Genomic DNA, 20,216 nt, shown 5'->3' on the forward strand with positions numbered 1-20,216 from the left:
GGCCCGCGACGGCGCCGCGCAGCGCCTCCGGGTCGGACAGGCCGGCCCGGACCACCTGCAGCCGCTCCCCGGTGACGGTGAGCCGGGCCGGGTCCCGGACGACGGCCGTCACCTCGTGCCCCGCGTCCAGGGCCTGCCGGACGATCTCGCCGCCCACACCGCCGGTGGCGCCGAACACGGTCAGCCTCATGCGCTCACCGGCTCGGTCAGCCACTTGTCCACGCCCGCCAGCAGACGCTCCTTCGTCTCAGGGGGCGCCGCCGACCCGCGTACCGACTGCCGGGCCAGTTCGGCGAGTTCGGCGTCGGTGAAGGCGTGGTGATGGCGGGCGATCTCGTACTGGGCGGCCAGCCGGGAGCCGAAGAGGAGGGGGTCGTCGGCGCCGAGGGCCAGCGGGACGCCGCTCTCGAACAGAGTGCGCAGGGGGACGTCCTCGGGCTTCTCGTAGACGCCGAGAGCCACGTTGGAGGCCGGGCAGACCTCGCAGGTGATGCCCCGGTCCGCGAGCCGCTTCAGCAGGCGCGGGTCCTCTGCGGCGCGCACCCCGTGCCCGATCCGGGTGGCGTGCAGGTCGTCCAGGCAGTCGCGCACCGAGGCCGGGCCGGTCAGCTCACCGCCGTGCGGCGCCGACAGCAGACCGCCCTCGCGGGCGATGTGGAAGGCCCGGTCGAAGTCGCGCGCCATGCCGCGCCGCTCGTCGTTGGAGAGGCCGAAGCCGACGACGCCCCGGTCCGCGTACCGCACCGCGAGACGGGCCAGCGTGCGGGCGTCCAGCGGGTGCTTCATCCGGTTCGCGGCCACCAGCACCCGCATCCCGAGCCCGGTGTCGCGGGAGGCGCTGTCCACCGCGTCCAGGATGATCTCCAGCGCCGGGATCAGTCCGCCCAGCCGGGGGGCGTACGAGGTCGGGTCCACCTGGATCTCCAGCCAGCCCGAGCCGTCCCGGACATCCTCCTCGGCGGCCTCCCGGACCAGCCGCTGGATGTCCTCGGGCTCACGCACGCACGAGCGCGCCGCGTCGTACAGCCGCTGGAAGCGGAACCAGCCGCGCTCGTCGGTGGCCCGCAGTTTCGGCGGCTCGCCGCTGGTCAGGGCATCGATCAGGGTCTCGGGCAGCCGGACGCCGTATTTGTCGGCCAGCTCCAGGACGGTGCCGGGGCGCATCGAGCCGGTGAAGTGCAGATGCAGATGGGCCTTGGGAAGCTCCGAGAGATCACGTACACGCTCCATCCAGAGATCCTGCCGCACCGGGAGGCCACACCGGTAGCCGGTTCCCCTTTAGTGGTCTTGCTCGCACACAGAAGCGGGGCGCGGCCTGCTCACCGTGAACAGGCCGCGCCCCGCCGAAAAGGACCTCAGTCCCGCGCCTCCGCCAGCAGCTTCTGCATCCGGCTGACACCCTCGATCAGGTCCTCGTCACCCAGCGCGTACGACAGCCGCAGGTACCCCGGCGTGCCGAACGCCTCACCGGGGACGACCGCGACCTCGGCCTCCTCCAGGATCAGCGCGGCCAGCTCGACCGTGGTCGCGGGGCGCTTGCCCCGGATCTCCTTGCCCAGGAGGTCCTTCACCGACGGGTAGACGTAGAAGGCACCCTCCGGCTCCGGGCACAGCACGCCGTCGATCTCGTTCAGCATCCGCACGATGGTCCGGCGGCGCCGGTCGAACGCCTCGCGCATCTCCGCCACGGCCTTCAGGTCGCCGGAGACGGCGGCCAGCGCGGCGGCCTGCGCGACGTTGGAGACGTTGGAGGTGGCGTGCGACTGGAGGTTGGTCGCGGCCTTGACCACGTCCTTCGGACCGATGACCCAGCCCACCCGCCAGCCGGTCATGGCGTACGTCTTGGCGACACCGTTGACCACGATGCACTTGTCCCGCAGCTCGGGCAGGATCGCGGGCAGCGAGGTGAAGGTGGCGTCGCCGTAGACCAGGTGCTCGTAGATCTCGTCGGTCAGCACCCACAGGCCGTGCTCGACGGCCCAGCGGCCGATGGCCTCCGCCTCGGCCTCGCTGTAGACCGCGCCGGTCGGGTTGGACGGCGAGACGAAGAGGACGACCTTCGTCTTCTCCGTGCGGGCGGCCTCCAGCTGTTCGACGGTGACGCGGTAGCCGGTCGTCTCGTCCGCCACGACCTCCACCGGGACACCGCCCGCGAGCCGGATCGACTCCGGGTAGGTGGTCCAGTACGGCGCCGGGACGATGACCTCGTCGCCCGGGTCGAGGATCGCGGCGAACGCCTCGTAGATGGCCTGCTTGCCGCCGTTGGTCACCAGGATCTGCGAGGCGTCGACCTCGTAGCCGGAGTCCCGCAGGGTCTTCGCGGCGATGGCCGCCTTCAGCTCGGGCAGGCCGCCGGCCGGGGTGTAGCGGTGGAACTTCGGGTTCCGGCAGGCCTCTACGGCCGCCTCGACGATGTAGTCCGGGGTCGGGAAGTCGGGTTCACCGGCGCCGAAGCCGATCACCGGACGCCCGGCGGCCTTGAGGGCCTTGGCCTTGGCGTCCACGGCGAGGGTGGCGGACTCGGAGATCGCGCCGACTCGGGCGGAGACCCGGCGCTCGGTGGGAGGGGTTGCAGCGCTCATACGCCCATCGTTCCAGACCGGAAACACGGCGGGCACACGGGTTTCACAGACTGAACAGCACCGGGCGGCCGGCGGAACAAGGGTCCGAATCCGGGCCGCCGCCTGGACGATCTTCCACTCCGGGCGCCCGGCCGGGCACTTTCTGTTCGACGCGGGGGCGTGGAGCACGTACACTCTCACCTCGTTGGCCTCCAGCAGCCACCGCGTGACCGCTCCACACTGGGCGGTCGGGCGGATGCGGTAGGTTGGGGGACACCAAAGGGTCGTAGCTCAATTGGTAGAGCACCGGTCTCCAAAACCGGCGGTTGGGGGTTCAAGTCCCTCCGGCCCTGCTACACACACCGCCAGGATGTGTGCGCATGTACGTACAGCAATGCACCGCCGTGCGGCTCTGAATTCACCGGGCGCGGCACGGCCACGATTCCGGGATCAGGTGAGGACGCATGACGGACGCCGTGGGCTCCATCGACACGCCTGATGCCCAGGACGAGCTGTCGGATGCCAAGAAGCCCCGCAAGGGCGGCAAGCGTGCCAAGAAGGGCCCGCTGAAGCGTCTTGCCACCTTCTACCGCCAGATCATCGCGGAACTCCGCAAGGTCGTCTGGCCGACCCGCAATCAGCTGACGTCGTACACGACCGTCGTGATCGTCTTCGTCGTCATCATGATTGGCTTGGTCACCGTGATTGACTATGGCCTCAACCACGCGGCCAAGTACGTCTTCGGCTGAGCCAAGAGCGAAGGGCGCCGTGGTACCGGCGCCTTTTTTCGCATGTTCCACCCCTATGTATCCAGGAAGAAGCAGCCATCGTGTCTGACCCGAACCTGAACGACGCCACCGAGCCTCGCCGAGAAACCGCCGAGGCGGTGGACGCCGAGCTCGACACCGTCGAGGGCGCGGACGAGCAGGACGAGTTCGAGGCTGCCGAGGCCGCTGCGGGCGAGCCCGCCGAAGCGGTCACCGAGGTCGAAGAGGACGTCGTCGAGACCGACGAGGCGGGCGAGGCCGGCGAAGCCGTCGAGGCCCAGGACGCCGCCGAGGTCGTCGAGGAGGAGCCGGCCGCGCCGGTCGACCCCGTCGCCGCGCTCCGCGAGGAGCTGCGCACGCTGCCCGGCGAGTGGTACGTCATCCACACCTACGCGGGTTACGAGAACCGTGTGAAGACGAACCTGGAGCAGCGCGCCGTCTCGCTGAACGTCGAGGACTACATCTTCCAGGCCGAGGTGCCGCAGGAAGAGGTCGTCCAGATCAAGAACGGCGACCGCAAGACGATCAAGCAGAACAAGCTGCCGGGTTACGTCCTGGTCCGCATGGACCTGACGAACGAGTCCTGGGGCGTCGTCCGCAACACCCCCGGCGTCACCGGCTTCGTCGGCAACGCCTACGACCCCTACCCGCTGACCCTGGACGAGATCGTCAAGATGCTCGCCCCGGAGGCCGAGGAGAAGGCCGCCCGCGAGGCCGCCGAGGCCGAGGGCAAGCCCGCCCCGCAGCGCAAGGTCGAGGTCCAGGTGCTGGACTTCGAGGTCGGCGACTCGGTCACCGTCACCGACGGCCCCTTCGCCACCCTCCAGGCCACGATCAACGAGATCAACGCCGACTCGAAGAAGGTCAAGGGCCTCGTCGAGATCTTCGGCCGCGAGACCCCGGTCGAGCTGAGCTTCGACCAGATCCAGAAGAACTAGTTTTTCTGGTCACACGCTTCCGTGCAGGTCAGACGGGCTCTCGCAGCCGGTCTGACCTGCACGGTTTTTAGCCGCACATCTATACCCGCTATCGTTGTGCGGTATGCCTGCGTCCGGGTTGGTCCCCTTACGCGGGCAGGACCCGAATCGAAAGGACCCGGAGAGCTATGCCTCCCAAGAAGAAGAAGGTCACGGGGCTCATCAAGCTCCAGATCAACGCCGGTGCGGCGAACCCGGCCCCGCCGGTCGGCCCCGCGCTCGGTCAGCACGGCGTCAACATCATGGAGTTCTGCAAGGCCTACAACGCCGCGACCGAGTCGCAGCGTGGCTGGGTCATCCCGGTGGAGATCACGGTCTACGAGGACCGTTCCTTCACCTTCGTGACCAAGACTCCGCCGGCCGCGAAGATGATCCTCAAGGCCGCTGGTGTCGAGAAGGGCTCCGGCGAGCCGCACAAGACCAAGGTCGCGAAGATCACCGACGCGCAGGTCCGCGAGATCGCCACCACGAAGATGCCCGACCTCAACGCCAATGACCTGGACGCCGCCGCGAAGATCATCGCCGGTACCGCGCGCTCCATGGGCATCACGGTCGAGGGCTGAGCCCCACCTTCGTAGTTCCCCGCGGCTGCCGAACGGGCGGTCGCACGTGGCAGGGCCTGCTCGGCCCGTACACCACGACTCCTTTTTCAGAACACACAGGAGCAAGTTGTGAGCAAGCGCAGCAAGGCTCTCCGCGCTGCGGACGCCAAGGTCGACCGGGAGAAGCTGTACGCCCCGCTCGAGGCCGTCCGTCTCGCCAAGGAGACCTCCACGACCAAGTTCGACGGCACCGTCGAGGTCGCCTTCCGCCTGGGTGTCGACCCGCGCAAGGCCGACCAGATGGTCCGTGGCACCGTGAACCTCCCGCACGGCACTGGTAAGACCGCTCGGGTCCTGGTCTTCGCGACCGGTGACCGTGCCGAGGCCGCGCGTGCCGCCGGCGCCGACATCGTCGGTGCCGACGAGCTGATCGACGAGGTGGCGAAGGGCCGTCTGGACTTCGACGCCGTCGTCGCCACCCCGGACCTCATGGGCAAGGTCGGCCGCCTCGGCCGCGTCCTCGGCCCGCGTGGTCTGATGCCGAACCCGAAGACCGGCACCGTGACCCCGGACGTGGCCAAGGCCGTGACCGAGATCAAGGGCGGCAAGATCGAGTTCCGCGTCGACAAGCACTCGAACCTGCACTTCATCATCGGCAAGACGTCGTTCGACGACGACAAGCTGGTGGAGAACTACGGCGCCGCGCTGGAGGAGATCCTCCGTCTGAAGCCGTCCGCCGCCAAGGGTCGCTACATCAAGAAGGCCGCCATCAGCACCACGATGGGCCCCGGCATCCTGGTGGACCAGAACCGCACCCGCAACCTCCTCGTCGAGGAGGACCCGGCCGCCGTCTGAGCCTTCGCTCACCGGTAGCCGCGTCTGCGACGCGTGAGGCAGGCCGAGGACCCCGCACCCCCTCCGGGTGCGGGGTCCTCCCCTTTTCCGCCTCCCCTCCCGGCCGGGAGCACCCTGGGTTACGGTGCCGACAGGCGCGTACAGAGGTGGGGGACCGGATGAGGAGCACGAACGTCCGCCGGGCGGGGTTCGCGGCGATGGCGCTGGCCCTGTCCACCCCGGCCGCGTGCGGCGACGCCCACGACGCCGGCCAGGCCCGCTCGATGGCCGCCCTGCGCTCCGCCGAGCACTCCACCGACCGCGCCGAGTCGGTCCGGGTGCGCTCCACGCTCAGCTACGGCAAGACCCTCTCCCTGTCCTCGGACGGCGCCCTGCGCTGGCACGACGGGGTCACCGGCCACCTCACCATCCGTTACACCGGCGGTGCCCTGGCTGCCGCGATGCGCAGGGCCGGCACCCCGTCCCTCAGGGCCCGCTACCTCCCGGACGCCTACTACGCGCGCATGAGCGACGCCTTCGCCAAGCGGGCCGGCGGCAGGCACTGGATCAAGTACGGGTACGCCGATCTGGCGCGCGGCGGCGACGGCTTCGGGATGTATCTGAAGGACCAGATGCGCAACACCACCCCCAACCAGTCGGTGAAGATGCTGCTGGCCTCCGGGGACGTGCGCCGGGTCGGCACCGAGCGGGTCCGGGGCGCCCTGGCGACGCACTACCGGGGCCGGGTCCGGGTGGCCGACCTGGCGGGCCGGGACAGCGGGCTCAGCGCGCGCGAGCTGGCCGGGCTGAAGCGGCAGCTCGACCAGGCCGGGGTCCGCACGGAAACCGTCGACCTGTGGATCGACCACCGGAACCTGCTGGTCAAGAAGGTGGAGCGGGCCGACACCGCCCAGGGCAGCCTGGTCAGCACCGCCTACTACCGGGACTACGGCGTCCGTATCGCCGCCGAGGCGCCTCCCGCCTCCGACACCCGTGACTTCACGGAGCTGGCCCGCTCCAAGGGGGCCGCCGAAAGCCGCTGAGCACCGGATTTGCCCGTCGGTGCCCGAGTCACGTACTCTCCTCGAGAAGCCAAAGACCGCTGGTCGTTACCGCACGCTCACCTGAGGGTGTGGTGGCCGAAGGACCTACTGCAAAGTGGGCGACCCGCGCAGGTGTCAGTGGAAGAACTCCCGGAGCAGACGCGCTCACGCGTAGGCGCCCGGTCGAGTCCGCCCCGAGCGCCTGCGCCGGGGCGTTTCGTTTTCCCAGTCTCCTCCTTCGGGTCCGCGCGGTCAGAATCACCCGGAAGGAGGCCGAGGCTCTATGGCGAGGCCCGACAAGGCTGCCGCAGTGTCCGAGTTGACGGAAGCGTTCCGCAACTCCACCGCTGCCGTGCTTACCGAGTACCGCGGTCTCACCGTGGCGCAGGTCAAGACCCTGCGCCGGTCGCTCGGTGAGAACGCCAAGTACGCCGTGGTGAAGAACACGCTGACCAAGATTGCGGCCAACGAGGCCGGGATCACCACGCTGGACGACCTGTTCAACGGTCCGACGGCTGTCGCCTTCGTCACCGGTGACCCGGTGGAGTCGGCGAAGGGTCTCCGTGACTTCGCCAAGGACAACCCGAATCTCGTCATCAAGGGCGGTGTCCTTGACGGCAAGGCGCTGTCCGCCGACGAGATCAAGAAGCTTGCGGACCTCGAGTCCCGCGAGGTTCTGCTCAGCAAGCTGGCCGGTGCCTTCAAGGGCAAGCAGTCCCAGGCTGCTCAGCTCTTCCAGGCGCTGCCCTCGAAGCTCGTCCGCACCGTGGACGCGCTCCGTGCCAAGCAGGCCGAGCAGGGCGGTGCCGAGTAATTCGGCTCGCTTTCTGACCCTTGCCGCATGAGGCGGCCGGGGTCGCAGCGGGCCGACGTACGCCCGCCACATCCAGTACATACGGCACCCGCCGATCGAGTGGAAGGACCGCCATCATGGCGAAGCTCACCCAGGACGAGCTGCTTGCCCAGTTCGAGGAGATGACCCTCATCGAGCTCTCCGAGTTCGTGAAGGCCTTCGAGGAGAAGTTCGACGTCACCGCCGCCGCCGCGGTCGCCGTGGCCGGCCCGGCCGCCACCGGCGCCCCGGCCGAGGCTGCCGAGGAGCAGGACGAGTTCGACGTCGTCCTCACCGGCGCCGGCGACAAGAAGATCCAGGTCATCAAGGTCGTGCGCGAGCTGACCTCCCTGGGTCTGAAGGAGGCCAAGGACCTCGTCGACGGCGCTCCGAAGCCGGTCCTCGAGAAGGTCACCAAGGAGGCCGCGGAGAAGGCTGCCGAGTCCCTCAAGGGCGCCGGCGCCTCCGTCGAGGTCAAGTAACACCTCACGGGGTTCCGCGAACCTCACCCGCGTGACCGCGGCCTGAAGAGGCTGTAACGCGAACGCACCGAAGAGCGATCATCCATCCGGGTGGTCGCTCTTCGGCGTATCCGCGGGGGGACCACGGTTGCCTTGCACTCGTCGTGGCGAGGGGTATGGTGATCTTCGTTGTGTCTCCGGAAGGCCCCATTCCGGCTGGGGGGCCTTGACGAACCGCACGCAGCGCGCAATTCTCAGGACGCGTCGTCACAACGATCCGAATCCGAGGCATGGATCGACGGCGAAGAGGGCAGGATCATCCTGCGTCGAGGGCAACGGGCCGAGGGCGTCGAACACGAGGGCGTTGAGAAAAACGAGGGTCTCCGAAACCGGGACTGGACATCAGTGTGCCAAGTGGCTACACTGACCCTTTGCGCTGCCTGTTAGCTGTCCCCTGCCCGTCACCAGGGGTCTGCCCTCACTCGAGCACCGACGCCGAACTTCCCTGACCTGGGGTTTCCCGTCGTGAGCCTGAGAGAGGGACCGGTACGCGCGTAGTGAGTCCGAGCCCTCGGAAGGACCCCCTCTTGGCCGCCTCGCGCACTGCCTCGACCGCGAATACGAACAACGGCGCCAGCACCGCCCCGCTGCGCATCTCCTTTGCAAAGATCAAGGAGCCCCTCGAGGTTCCGAACCTTCTTGCGCTCCAGACCGAGAGCTTCGACTGGCTGCTCGGCAACGACGCCTGGAAGGCTCGCGTCGAGAAGGCTCTCGAGAACGGTCAGGACGTTCCCACCAAGTCCGGTCTGGAGGAGATCTTCGAGGAGATCTCCCCGATCGAGGACTTCTCCGGGTCGATGTCGCTGACGTTCCGCGACCACCGCTTCGAGCCGCCGAAGAACTCCATCGACGAGTGCAAGGACCGCGACTTCACGTACGCCGCGCCGCTCTTCGTCACCGCCGAGTTCACCAACAACGAGACCGGCGAGATCAAGTCCCAGACCGTCTTCATGGGTGACTTCCCGCTCATGACGAACAAGGGCACCTTCGTCATCAACGGCACCGAGCGTGTCGTGGTGTCGCAGCTCGTCCGCTCGCCGGGTGTCTACTTCGACTCCTCCATCGACAAGACGTCCGACAAGGACATCTTCTCCGCCAAGATCATCCCGTCCCGGGGTGCCTGGCTGGAGATGGAGATCGACAAGCGCGACATGGTCGGTGTCCGCATCGACCGCAAGCGCAAGCAGTCGGTCACCGTTCTGCTCAAGGCGCTCGGCTGGACGACCGAGCAGATCCTCGAGGAGTTCGGCGAGTACGAGTCCATGCGCGCCACCCTGGAGAAGGACCACACCCAGGGCCAGGACGACGCGCTGCTCGACATCTACCGCAAGCTGCGTCCGGGCGAGCCCCCCACCCGTGAGGCCGCGCAGACGCTGCTCGAGAACCTCTACTTCAACCCCAAGCGCTACGACCTCGCCAAGGTCGGCCGCTACAAGGTGAACAAGAAGCTCGGTGCCGACGCCCCGCTCAGCGCGGGTGTGCTCACCACCGAGGACGTCATCTCGACGATCAAGTACCTGGTCAAGCTGCACGCCGGTGAGACCGAGACGGTCGGCGACAGCGGTCAGTCGATCGTCGTCGAGACCGACGACATCGACCACTTCGGCAACCGCCGCCTCCGCAGCGTCGGTGAGCTGATCCAGAACCAGGTCCGTACGGGTCTCGCCCGTATGGAGCGGGTCGTGCGCGAGCGCATGACCACCCAGGACGTCGAGGCGATCACGCCGCAGACCCTGATCAACATCCGGCCGGTCGTCGCCTCCATCAAGGAGTTCTTCGGCACCAGCCAGCTGTCGCAGTTCATGGACCAGAACAACCCGCTGTCGGGTCTCACCCACAAGCGCCGTCTGTCGGCGCTCGGTCCGGGTGGTCTCTCCCGTGAGCGGGCCGGCTTCGAGGTCCGTGACGTGCACCCCTCGCACTACGGCCGCATGTGCCCGATCGAGACGCCCGAAGGCCCGAACATCGGTCTGATCGGCTCGCTCGCCTCCTACGGCCGGGTCAACGCGTTCGGTTTCGTCGAGACCCCGTACCGCAAGGTCGTCGAAGGCCAGGTCACCGACGAGGTGGACTACCTGACCGCCGACGAGGAGGACCGCTTCGTCATCGCGCAGGCCAACGCCACGCTCAATGACGACATGCGGTTCGAGGAGGCCCGCGTCCTGGTCCGCCGTCGTGGCGGAGAGGTCGACTACGTCCCCGGTGACGACGTCGACTACATGGACGTGTCGCCGCGCCAGATGGTGTCCGTCGCCACCGCGATGATCCCGTTCCTCGAGCACGACGACGCCAACCGTGCCCTCATGGGCGCGAACATGATGCGCCAGGCCGTGCCGCTCATCAAGAGCGAGGCCCCGCTCGTCGGCACCGGCATGGAGTACCGCTCCGCCGTCGACGCCGGCGACGTGGTCAAGGCCGAGAAGGCGGGTGTGGTCCAGGAGGTCTCCGCGGACTACGTCACCACCGCCAACGACGACGGCACGTACATCACGTACCGCCTGCACAAGTTCTCGCGCTCCAACCAGGGCACGTCGGTCAACCAGAAGGTCATCGTCAACGAGGGTGACCGGATCATCGAGGGCCAGGTCCTGGCCGACGGTCCGGCCACCGAGAACGGCGAGATGGCCCTGGGCAAGAACCTGCTCGTGGCGTTCATGCCGTGGGAGGGTCACAACTACGAGGACGCGATCATCCTGTCGCAGCGCCTCGTGCAGGACGACGTCCTCTCCTCGATCCACATCGAGGAGCACGAGGTCGACGCCCGTGACACCAAGCTCGGCCCCGAGGAGATCACCCGGGACATCCCGAACGTCTCCGAGGAGGTCCTGGCCGACCTCGACGAGCGCGGCATCATCCGCATCGGCGCCGAGGTCACCGCGGGCGACATCCTCGTCGGCAAGGTCACGCCCAAGGGTGAGACCGAGCTGACGCCGGAGGAGCGTCTGCTCCGCGCGATCTTCGGTGAGAAGGCCCGTGAGGTCCGCGACACCTCCCTGAAGGTGCCGCACGGCGAGACCGGCAAGATCATCGGTGTCCGCGTCTTCGACCGCGAAGAGGGCGACGAGCTGCCGCCGGGCGTGAACCAGCTGGTCCGCGTCTACGTCGCGCAGAAGCGCAAGATCACCGACGGTGACAAGCTCGCCGGCCGCCACGGCAACAAGGGTGTCATCTCCAAGATCCTGCCGATCGAGGACATGCCGTTCCTGGAGGACGGCACCCCGGTCGACATCATCCTCAACCCGCTGGGTGTCCCGTCCCGAATGAACCCGGGACAGGTCCTGGAGATCCACCTCGGCTGGCTCGCCAGCCGCGGCTGGGACGTCTCCGGGCTCGGCGAGGACTGGGCGCAGCGCCTTCAGGTCATCGGCGCCGACCAGGTCGACCCCGGCACCAACGTCGCCACCCCGGTGTTCGACGGCGCGCGCGAGGACGAGCTGGCGGGTCTGCTGCAGCACACCATCCCGAACCGCGACGGCGAGCGGATGGTGCAGCCGACCGGCAAGGCGAGGCTGTTCGACGGCCGCTCCGGTGAGCCGTTCCCGGACCCGATCTCCATCGGGTACATGTACATCCTCAAGCTGCACCACCTGGTCGACGACAAGCTGCACGCCCGCTCGACCGGTCCGTACTCGATGATCACCCAGCAGCCGCTGGGTGGTAAGGCCCAGTTCGGTGGCCAGCGCTTCGGTGAGATGGAGGTGTGGGCGCTGGAGGCTTACGGCGCCGCCTACGCCCTCCAGGAGCTGCTGACCATCAAGTCCGACGACGTGACCGGCCGCGTGAAGGTCTACGAGGCCATCGTCAAGGGCGAGAACATCCCCGAGCCCGGCATCCCCGAGTCCTTCAAGGTGCTCATCAAGGAGATGCAGTCGCTCTGCCTCAACGTGGAGGTGCTGTCCAGCGACGGCATGTCCATCGAGATGCGTGACACCGACGAGGACGTCTTCCGCGCTGCGGAGGAGCTCGGCATCGACCTGTCCCGGCGCGAGCCGAGCAGCGTCGAAGAGGTCTGACGGGAGTCCGGCGGGGTCCTCTCTCCGAGGACCCCGCCGACCCCCAGGCCCCCGTTTCAGACCACAGACTTACGACACTGAGAGGGATTGACGCATAGTGCTCGACGTCAACTTCTTCGACGAGCTCCGGATCGGCCTGGCCACCGCGGACGACATCCGCCAGTGGAGCCACGGCGAGGTCAAGAAGCCCGAGACCATCAACTACCGCACCCTCAAGCCCGAGAAGGACGGACTCTTCTGCGAGAAGATCTTCGGTCCGACCCGGGACTGGGAGTGCTACTGCGGCAAGTACAAGCGTGTCCGCTTCAAGGGCATCATCTGTGAGCGCTGTGGCGTCGAGGTCACGCGCGCCAAGGTGCGGCGTGAGCGGATGGGCCACATCGAGCTCGCCGCTCCCGTCACCCACATCTGGTACTTCAAGGGCGTTCCGTCGCGGCTGGGCTACCTGCTCGACCTCGCCCCGAAGGACCTCGAGAAGGTCATCTACTTCGCCGCGTACATGATCACGTACGTCGACGAGGAGCGCCGTCAGCGCGACCTGCCGTCGCTGGAGGCCCACGTCTCCGTCGAGCGTCAGCAGATCGAGAACCGCCGCGACTCCGACCTGGAGGCCCGCGCCAAGAAGCTCGAGACCGACCTGGCCGAGCTGGAGGCCGAGGGCGCCAAGGCGGACGTGCGCCGCAAGGTGCGCGAGGGTGCCGAGCGCGAGATGAAGCAGCTCCGTGACCGCGCGCAGCGCGAGATCGACCGCCTCGACGAGGTGTGGAACCGCTTCAAGAACCTCAAGGTCCAGGACCTCGAGGGCGACGAGCTGCTCTACCGCGAGCTGCGTGACCGCTTCGGCACGTACTTCGACGGTTCGATGGGTGCCGCGGCGCTGCAGAAGCGCCTGGAGTCCTTCGACCTGGAGGAGGAGGCCGAGCGCCTCCGCGAGATCATCCGTACCGGCAAGGGCCAGAAGAAGACCCGTGCGCTCAAGCGTCTCAAGGTCGTCTCCGCGTTCCTGCAGACCTCCAACAGCCCCAAGGGCATGGTCCTGGACTGCGTCCCGGTCATCCCGCCGGACCTGCGTCCGATGGTGCAGCTGGACGGTGGCCGCTTCGCGACCTCCGACCTGAACGACCTGTACCGCCGTGTCATCAACCGCAACAACCGCCTGAAGCGGCTTCTCGACCTCGGCGCGCCCGAGATCATCGTGAACAACGAGAAGCGCATGCTCCAGGAGGCCGTGGACGCCCTCTTCGACAACGGTCGTCGTGGTCGCCCGGTCACCGGTCCCGGCAACCGCCCGCTGAAGTCCCTGAGCGACATGCTCAAGGGCAAGCAGGGTCGTTTCCGTCAGAACCTGCTCGGCAAGCGAGTCGACTACTCGGCGCGTTCCGTCATCGTCGTCGGCCCGCAGCTCAAGCTGCACCAGTGCGGTCTGCCCAAGGCGATGGCGCTGGAGCTGTTCAAGCCGTTCGTGATGAAGCGCCTGGTCGACCTGAACCACGCGCAGAACATCAAGAGCGCCAAGCGCATGGTGGAGCGCGGCCGCACGGTCGTGTACGACGTCCTCGAAGAGGTCATCGCCGAGCACCCGGTTCTGCTGAACCGTGCTCCCACCCTGCACCGCCTCGGCATCCAGGCCTTCGAGCCGCAGCTGGTCGAGGGCAAGGCCATCCAGATCCACCCGCTCGTCTGCACCGCCTTCAACGCGGACTTCGACGGTGACCAGATGGCCGTGCACCTGCCGCTCTCCGCGGAGGCGCAGGCCGAGGCCCGCATCCTGATGCTGTCCTCGAACAACATCCTCAAGCCCGCCGACGGCCGTCCGGTGACGATGCCGACCCAGGACATGGTCCTCGGTCTGTTCTTCCTCACCACCGACGGCGAACTCCGTGACACCAAGGGCGAGGGCCGCGCGTTCGGCTCCACGGCCGAGGCGACCATGGCGTTCGACGCCGGCGAGCTGGCCCTGCAGTCGCCGATCGACATCCGCTTCCCGGTGGGCACCATCCCGCCGCGTGGCTGGACGCCGCCGGCGCGCGAGGAGGGCGAGCCCGAGTGGCAGCAGGGAGACTCGTTCCGCCTGCGCACCACGCTGGGCCGCGCGCTCTTCAACGAGCTGCTGCCCGAGGACTACCCGTTCGTCGACTACTCGGTGGGCAAGAAGCAGCTCTCCGAGATCGTCAACGACCTGGCCGAGCGCTACCCCAAGGTCATCGTGGCGGCGACGCTCGACAACCTGAAGGCGGCGGGCTTCTACTGGGCGACCCGTTCCGGTGTCACCGTGGCCATCTCCGACGTCGTCGTTCCCGAGGCGAAGAAGGAGATCGTCAAGGGCTACGAGGCGCAGGACGAGAAGGTCCAGAAGCAGTACGAGCGCGGTCTGATCACCAAGGAAGAGCGCACGCAGGAGCTCATCGCGATCTGGACCAAGGCGACCAACGAGGTCGCCGAGGCGATGAACGCGAACTTCCCCAAGACGAACCCCATCTTCATGATGGTTGACTCGGGTGCCCGAGGAAACATGATGCAGATGCGGCAGATCGCCGGTATGCGTGGTCTGGTGTCGAACGCCAAGAACGAGACCATCCCGCGTCCGATCAAGGCGTCCTTCCGTGAGGGCCTGTCCGTGCTGGAGTACTTCATCTCCACGCACGGTGCCCGTAAGGGTCTGGCGGACACCGCCCTGCGTACCGCCGACTCGGGTTACCTCACCCGTCGTCTGGTGGACGTCTCGCAGGACGTCATCATCCGCGAGGAGGACTGCGGCACCGAGCGCGGCCTCAAGCTGTCGATCGCCGAGCGTGGCGCCGACGGTGTGCTGCGCAAGGCGGACAACGTCGAGACGTCCGTGTACGCGCGCTGCCTCGCCGAGGACATCGTCGTCGACGGCAAGGTGCTGGCCCCGGCCGGCACCGACCTGGGCGACGTGCTCATCGACGAGCTGGTCAAGCACGGCGTCGAGGAGGTCAAGACCCGCTCGGTCCTGACCTGCGAGTCCGCCGTCGGCACCTGCGCGATGTGCTACGGCCGTTCGCTGGCCACCGGCAAGCTGGTCGACATCGGTGAGGCGGTCGGCATCATCGCCGCCCAGTCCATCGGTGAGCCCGGTACCCAGCTGACGATGCGTACCTTCCACACCGGTGGTGTGGCCGGTGACGACATCACCCAGGGTCTGCCCCGTGTGGTCGAGCTCTTCGAGGCCCGTACCCCGAAGGGTGTCGCCCCGATCTCCGAGGCCTCCGGCCGCGTGCGGATCGAGGAGACCGAGAAGACCAAGAAGATCGTCGTCACCCCGGACGACGGCAGCGACGAGACGGCGTTCCCGATCTCCAAGCGTGCCAAGGTCCTGGTCCGCGAGGGCGAGCACGTCGAGGTGGGCCAGCAGCTCACCGTGGGTGCCACCAACCCGCACGACGTGCTGCGCATCCTGGGCCAGCGTGCCGTCCAGGTCCACCTGGTCGGCGAGGTCCAGAAGGTCTACAACTCGCAGGGTGTGTCGATCCACGACAAGCACATCGAGATCATCATCCGGCAGATGCTCCGCCGCGTGACGATCATCGAGTCCGGCGACGCCGAGCTGCTGCCCGGCGAGCTGGTCGAGCGCTCGAAGTTCGAGACCGAGAACCGTCGTGTGGTCCAGGAGAACGGACACCCGGCCTCCGGCCGTCCGCAGCTCATGGGTATCACCAAGGCGTCGCTGGCGACCGAGTCGTGGCTGTCCGCGGCCTCCTTCCAGGAGACGACCAGGGTCCTGACGGACGCGGCGATCAACGCCAAGTCCGACTCCCTGATCGGCCTCAAGGAGAACGTCATCATCGGTAAGCTCATCCCGGCCGGTACGGGTCTGTCCCGCTACCGCAACATCCGGGTCGAGCCGACCGAGGAGGCCAAGGCCGCGATGTACTCGGCCGTCGGCTACGACGACATCGACTACTCGCCGTTCGGCGCGGGCTCCGGCCAGGCCGTTCCGCTGGAGGACTACGACTACGGTCCGTACAACCAGTAGGCGAGCAGCCGTAAGGCGCTTGAACTGAAGGGCGGCATCCCCACCGGGGATGCCGCCCTTCGGCGTTTTTCCCCCGTCCGGCGGACATTTGGGCGCATGATGGAAGACCCCCGGCCGGGGGTTGGGGAGGTGCTCCGTGTCGCATCCGTCGTCGCAACCGTCGTGGCAGCCGCCGCGCCCGCAGAACTGGCCCGCGGCGCCCCGCCCCGGTGCCTTCCCCGGTCACTTCCAGCCGCAGCCGCCCGCGTACTGGCCGGCGCCGCCCCAAGCGCCGGTCGGGGGAGCGGCGTTCATGCTGGCCTCGCACGCCGACCGGGAGCGGACGGTGGACGTGCTGTGCGCCGGGTTCGCCGAAGGGCGGCTGGAGAAGGACGAGTTCGACCGCCGGGTCAGCCGGGTCCACGCGGCCCGTACGGTGGGAGAGCTGGCCCTGGTGGTGGCCGACCTGCCGCAGGGCCCGGTGCCGCATCCGGGGCCCGTGGCGGCCGTACCGCAGGTGTTCCTGGCCACACCGCGGCCGGCGCAGAACGGCAGGGCCGTCGGGTCCGCGGTGTGCGGGCTGCTGTGCCTGCTGACCGCGGGGCTCACCGGAATCCCGGCCGTGGTGCTCGGGCACACCGCGCGCGCGGAGATCCGGCGCACCGGTGAGGACGGTGACGGACTGGCTCTGACCGGCCTCGTTCTGGGCTGGCTGTCCGTCGGCGGCTGGGCGCTGTTCTGGCTGCTGCTGATCGCGGTGGAGGTGCTGGACTGACGGCGGGGCGATGACAGAGGTGTGGCGCGGTGTGTGCGCTACGTGAAATCGAAGATCGTTGACGGCGTTGGGACTTGACATGCCCTGTCCGTCACGGGGGGCCGCCTCGCATTTGTTTTGACCGAAGTCCGTGCGATAGGTACGCTCAGACCTTGTGCCTGGGGTGTGCCCTGGCTCCCGTGTGTGCCACTCACCGCACGGCGAGCCGTAAGCGGCCACCGAAATCCGCGCTCTTCCCTTTGCGGCGGGAGTCCGCGGGTTCGACACACCCGACCGCGTGGGTCGGAGTCGTTCCAGGTTAGCTTCACCATTCGGCACACAGAAACCGGAGAAGTAGTGCCTACGATCCAGCAGCTGGTCCGTAAGGGCCGGCAGGACAAGGTCGAGAAGAACAAGACGCCCGCACTCGAGGGTTCGCCCCAGCGTCGTGGCGTCTGCACGCGTGTGTTCACGACCACCCCGAAGAAGCCGAACTCGGCCCTGCGTAAGGTCGCGCGTGTGCGTCTGACCAGCGGCATCGAGGTCACGGCCTACATTCCGGGTGAGGGACACAACCTGCAGGAGCACTCCATCGTGCTCGTGCGCGGCGGCCGTGTGAAGGACCTGCCGGGTGTTCGCTACAAGATCATCCGCGGCTCGCTCGACACCCAGGGTGTCAAGAACCGCAAGCAGGCCCGCAGCCGCTACGGCGCCAAGAAGGAGAAGTAAGAATGCCTCGTAAGGGCCCCGCCCCGAAGCGCCCGGTCATCATCGACCCGGTCTACGGTTCTCCTCTGGTGACCTCCCTCATCAACAAGGTGCTGCTGAACGGCAAGCGCTCCACCGCCGAGCGCATCGTCTACGGCGCCATGGAGGGTCTGCGTGAGAAGACGGGCAACGACCCGATCATCACGCTGAAGCGCGCGCTGGAGAACATCAAGCCGACCCTCGAGGTCAAGTCCCGCCGCGTCGGTGGTGCGACGTACCAGGTGCCGATCGAGGTCAAGCCCGGTCGCGCCAACACGCTCGCGCTGCGCTGGCTCGTCGGTTACTCCCGCGCCCGTCGCGAGAAGACGATGACCGAGCGTCTGCTCAACGAGCTTCTCGACGCTTCGAACGGCCTCGGTGCGGCCGTCAAGAAGCGCGAGGACACGCACAAGATGGCCGAGTCCAACAAGGCCTTCGCGCACTACCGCTGGTAGTCGCTACCCACATCGAGACCGAGAGAAGACTGAAGCCTTATGGCTACCACTTCACTTGACCTGGCCAAGGTCCGCAACATCGGGATCATGGCCCACATCGACGCGGGCAAGACGACCACCACCGAGCGGATCCTGTTCTACACCGGTGTGTCGTACAAGATCGGTGAGGTTCACGACGGCGCCGCCACGATGGACTGGATGGAGCAGGAGCAGGAGCGTGGCATCACGATCACGTCCGCTGCGACCACCTGCCACTGGCCTCTCGAGGGCAGTGACTACACCATCAACATCATCGACACGCCGGGTCACGTCGACTTCACCGTCGAGGTGGAGCGTTCGCTCCGCGTGCTCGACGGCGCCGTGACGGTGTTCGACGGTGTCGCCGGTGTGGAGCCGCAGTCCGAGACGGTGTGGCGTCAGGCCGACCGTTACGGCGTGCCGCGCATCTGCTTCGTCAACAAGCTGGACCGTACCGGCGCCGAGTTCCACCGCTGTGTGGACATGATCTCGGACCGCCTGGGCGCCCAGCCGCTCGTCATGCAGCTCCCGATCGGTGCCGAGGCGGACTTCAAGGGCGTCATCGACCTGGTCCGCATGAAGGCGCTCGTGTGGTCCGCCGAGGCCGCCAAGGGCGAGATGTACGACACCGTCGACATCCCGGCCACGCACACCGAGGCCGCCGAGGAATGGCGCGCCAAGCTGGTCGAGGCCGTCGCGGAGAACGACGAAGAGATCATGGAGCTGTACCTGGAGGGCGAGGAGCCCACCGAGGAGCAGCTGTACGCCGCGATCCGTCGTATCACCATCGCGTCCGGCAAGTCCGAGGGCACCACGGTCACCCCGGTGTTCTGCGGTACCGCGTTCAAGAACAAGGGCGTCCAGCCCCTGCTCGACGCGGTCGTGCGCTACCTGCCGACCCCGCTCGACGTCGAGGCCATCGAGGGCCACGACGTCAAGGACCCCGAGGTCGTCGTCAAGCGCAAGCCGTCCGAGGACGAGCCGCTGTCCGCGCTCGCGTTCAAGATCATGAGCGACCCGCACCTGGGCAAGCTCACCTTCGTCCGGGTCTACTCGGGCCGCCTGGAGTCCGGCACCTCGGTGCTGAACTCCGTCAAGGGCAAGAAGGAGCGCATCGGCAAGATCTACCGCATGCACGCGAACAAGCGTGAGGAGATCGAGTCGGTGGGCGCCGGCGACATCGTCGCCGTCATGGGCCTGAAGCAGACCACCACCGGTGAGACGCTGTCCGACGACAAGAACCCGGTGATCCTGGAGTCCATGGACTTCCCGGCGCCGGTGATCCAGGTCGCCATCGAGCCCAAGTCCAAGGGTGACCAGGAGAAGCTGGGTGTCGCCATCCAGCGTCTCGCGGAGGAGGACCCCTCCTTCCAGGTCCACTCGGACGAGGAGACCGGCCAGACCATCATCGGCGGTATGGGCGAGCTGCACCTCGAGGTGCTGGTCGACCGCATGCGCCGTGAGTTCAAGGTCGAGGCCAACGTCGGCAAGCCGCAGGTCGCGTACCGCGAGACGATCCGCAAGGGCGTCGAGCGTCACGACTACACCCACAAGAAGCAGACCGGTGGTACCGGTCAGTTCGCGAAGGTGCAGATCGCGATCGAGCCCATCGAGGGCGGCGACGCGTCGTACGAGTTCGTGAACAAGGTCACCGGTGGCCGCATCCCGAAGGAGTACATCCCTTCGGTGGACGCCGGTGCGCAGGAGGCCATGCAGTTCGGCATCCTGGCCGGCTACGAGATGACGGGCGTCCGCGTCATTCTTCTCGACGGTGGCTACCACGAGGTCGACTCCTCCGAGCTCGCCTTCAAGATCGCCGGTTCGCAGGCCTTCAAGGAGGCCGCGCGCAAGGCTTCGCCCGTGCTCCTCGAGCCGATGATGGCCGTCGAGGTCACCACGCCCGAGGACTACATGGGTGAGGTCATCGGCGACATCAACTCCCGCCGTGGCCAGATCCAGGCCATGGAGGAGCGGGCCGGTGCCCGCGTCGTGAAGGGCCTCGTGCCCCTCTCGGAGATGTTCGGCTACGTCGGAGACCTCCGCAGCAAGACCTCGGGTCGCGCAAGCTACTCGATGCAGTTCGACTCCTACGCCGAGGTTCCCCGGAACGTCGCCGAGGAGATCATCGCGAAGGCCAAGGGCGAGTAACGCACCCCGTTTACACGCTTTAGGCTTG

At 67.6% G+C, this 20,216-nt stretch carries 16 protein-coding genes and 1 tRNA gene; 14 read left to right on the forward strand and 3 right to left on the reverse strand.

The features are described 5' to 3' along the window. The 3 genes from GT030_RS27025 to GT030_RS27035 form a co-directional block, all read right to left on the reverse strand. Positions 1-190, reverse strand: a 190-nt coding sequence (locus GT030_RS27025; protein ID WP_161202441.1) for an NAD(P)H-binding protein, incomplete at its 3' end; no start/stop codon positions are given. After that, positions 187-1,230 carry an adenosine deaminase gene (locus GT030_RS27030; RefSeq protein WP_161202440.1) on the reverse strand — a complete coding sequence of 348 codons (1,044 nt, stop codon included), beginning with the start codon at positions 1,228-1,230 and terminating at the stop codon, positions 187-189. The genes GT030_RS27030 and GT030_RS27025, both read right to left, overlap by 4 nt. Positions 1,231-1,355: 125 nt before the next feature. Then, positions 1,356-2,582: a pyridoxal phosphate-dependent aminotransferase gene (locus tag GT030_RS27035; protein WP_086689987.1), complete on the reverse strand. Its 1,227-nt coding sequence runs from the start codon at positions 2,580-2,582 to the stop codon at positions 1,356-1,358. A gap of 259 nt (positions 2,583-2,841) precedes the next feature. Between GT030_RS27035 and GT030_RS27040 the strand changes: the two genes are divergently transcribed. The 14 genes from GT030_RS27040 to fusA all read left to right on the forward strand — a co-directional run bounded on the left by GT030_RS27040 (position 2,842) and on the right by fusA (position 20,188). Then, positions 2,842-2,914: transfer RNA gene (locus GT030_RS27040), tRNA-Trp, on the forward strand. A gap of 111 nt (positions 2,915-3,025) precedes the next feature. Next, entirely contained in the window at positions 3,026-3,310 is a 285-nt protein-coding gene (gene secE, locus GT030_RS27045; RefSeq protein WP_030811625.1) for a preprotein translocase subunit SecE, read from the forward strand. Positions 3,311-3,390: 80 nt separating this feature from the next. Further along, positions 3,391-4,266, forward strand: coding sequence for a transcription termination/antitermination protein NusG (gene nusG / locus GT030_RS27050; protein ID WP_161202439.1), 876 nt, complete (start codon positions 3,391-3,393; stop codon positions 4,264-4,266). 167 nt (positions 4,267-4,433) lie between these two features. Then, complete coding sequence (gene rplK / locus GT030_RS27055) at positions 4,434-4,868, forward strand: 50S ribosomal protein L11 (protein WP_030811629.1); 435 nt, start codon at positions 4,434-4,436, stop codon at positions 4,866-4,868. A gap of 108 nt (positions 4,869-4,976) precedes the next feature. After that, positions 4,977-5,702: a 50S ribosomal protein L1 gene (gene rplA, locus GT030_RS27060; protein WP_030811632.1), complete on the forward strand. Its 726-nt coding sequence runs from the start codon at positions 4,977-4,979 to the stop codon at positions 5,700-5,702. 158 nt (positions 5,703-5,860) lie between these two features. Next, the gene (locus tag GT030_RS27065; RefSeq protein WP_161202438.1) at positions 5,861-6,724 is read left to right on the forward strand and encodes a hypothetical protein; all 864 of its coding nucleotides are present in this window, start codon (positions 5,861-5,863) and stop codon (positions 6,722-6,724) included. A 283-nt stretch (positions 6,725-7,007) separates the two neighbouring features. Continuing rightward, positions 7,008-7,538, forward strand: coding sequence for a 50S ribosomal protein L10 (gene rplJ / locus GT030_RS27070; RefSeq protein WP_086689993.1), 531 nt, complete (start codon positions 7,008-7,010; stop codon positions 7,536-7,538). Positions 7,539-7,654: 116 nt separating this feature from the next. Continuing rightward, entirely contained in the window at positions 7,655-8,038 is a 384-nt protein-coding gene (gene rplL / locus GT030_RS27075) for a 50S ribosomal protein L7/L12 (RefSeq protein ID WP_161202437.1), read from the forward strand. Positions 8,039-8,604: 566 nt separating this feature from the next. Beyond that, a complete protein-coding gene (rpoB, locus tag GT030_RS27080; RefSeq protein WP_161202436.1) occupies positions 8,605-12,090 on the forward strand; it encodes a DNA-directed RNA polymerase subunit beta in 3,486 nt (1,161 codons plus the stop codon). 97 nt (positions 12,091-12,187) lie between these two features. Then, the gene (locus GT030_RS27085; RefSeq protein ID WP_086689999.1) at positions 12,188-16,087 is read left to right on the forward strand and encodes a DNA-directed RNA polymerase subunit beta'; all 3,900 of its coding nucleotides are present in this window, start codon (positions 12,188-12,190) and stop codon (positions 16,085-16,087) included. A 292-nt stretch (positions 16,088-16,379) separates the two neighbouring features. Next, positions 16,380-16,841: a DUF1707 and DUF4190 domain-containing protein gene (locus GT030_RS27090; protein WP_161203348.1), complete on the forward strand. Its 462-nt coding sequence runs from the start codon at positions 16,380-16,382 to the stop codon at positions 16,839-16,841. Between the two features lie 336 nt (positions 16,842-17,177). Continuing rightward, complete coding sequence (gene rpsL / locus GT030_RS27095; protein ID WP_003948652.1) at positions 17,178-17,549, forward strand: 30S ribosomal protein S12; 372 nt, start codon at positions 17,178-17,180, stop codon at positions 17,547-17,549. A gap of 2 nt (positions 17,550-17,551) precedes the next feature. Continuing rightward, complete coding sequence (rpsG, locus tag GT030_RS27100; protein ID WP_003992340.1) at positions 17,552-18,022, forward strand: 30S ribosomal protein S7; 471 nt, start codon at positions 17,552-17,554, stop codon at positions 18,020-18,022. A 39-nt stretch (positions 18,023-18,061) separates the two neighbouring features. Further along, the gene (gene fusA, locus GT030_RS27105) at positions 18,062-20,188 is read left to right on the forward strand and encodes an elongation factor G (RefSeq protein ID WP_030811652.1); all 2,127 of its coding nucleotides are present in this window, start codon (positions 18,062-18,064) and stop codon (positions 20,186-20,188) included. The last annotated feature ends 28 nt before the right edge of the window (positions 20,189-20,216 follow it).

Origin of the sequence: Streptomyces sp. SID1328 (assembly GCF_009865595.1) — a bacterium.
In the GTDB taxonomy this organism is placed as follows: Bacteria; Actinomycetota; Actinomycetes; order Streptomycetales; family Streptomycetaceae; genus Streptomyces; species Streptomyces griseoluteus.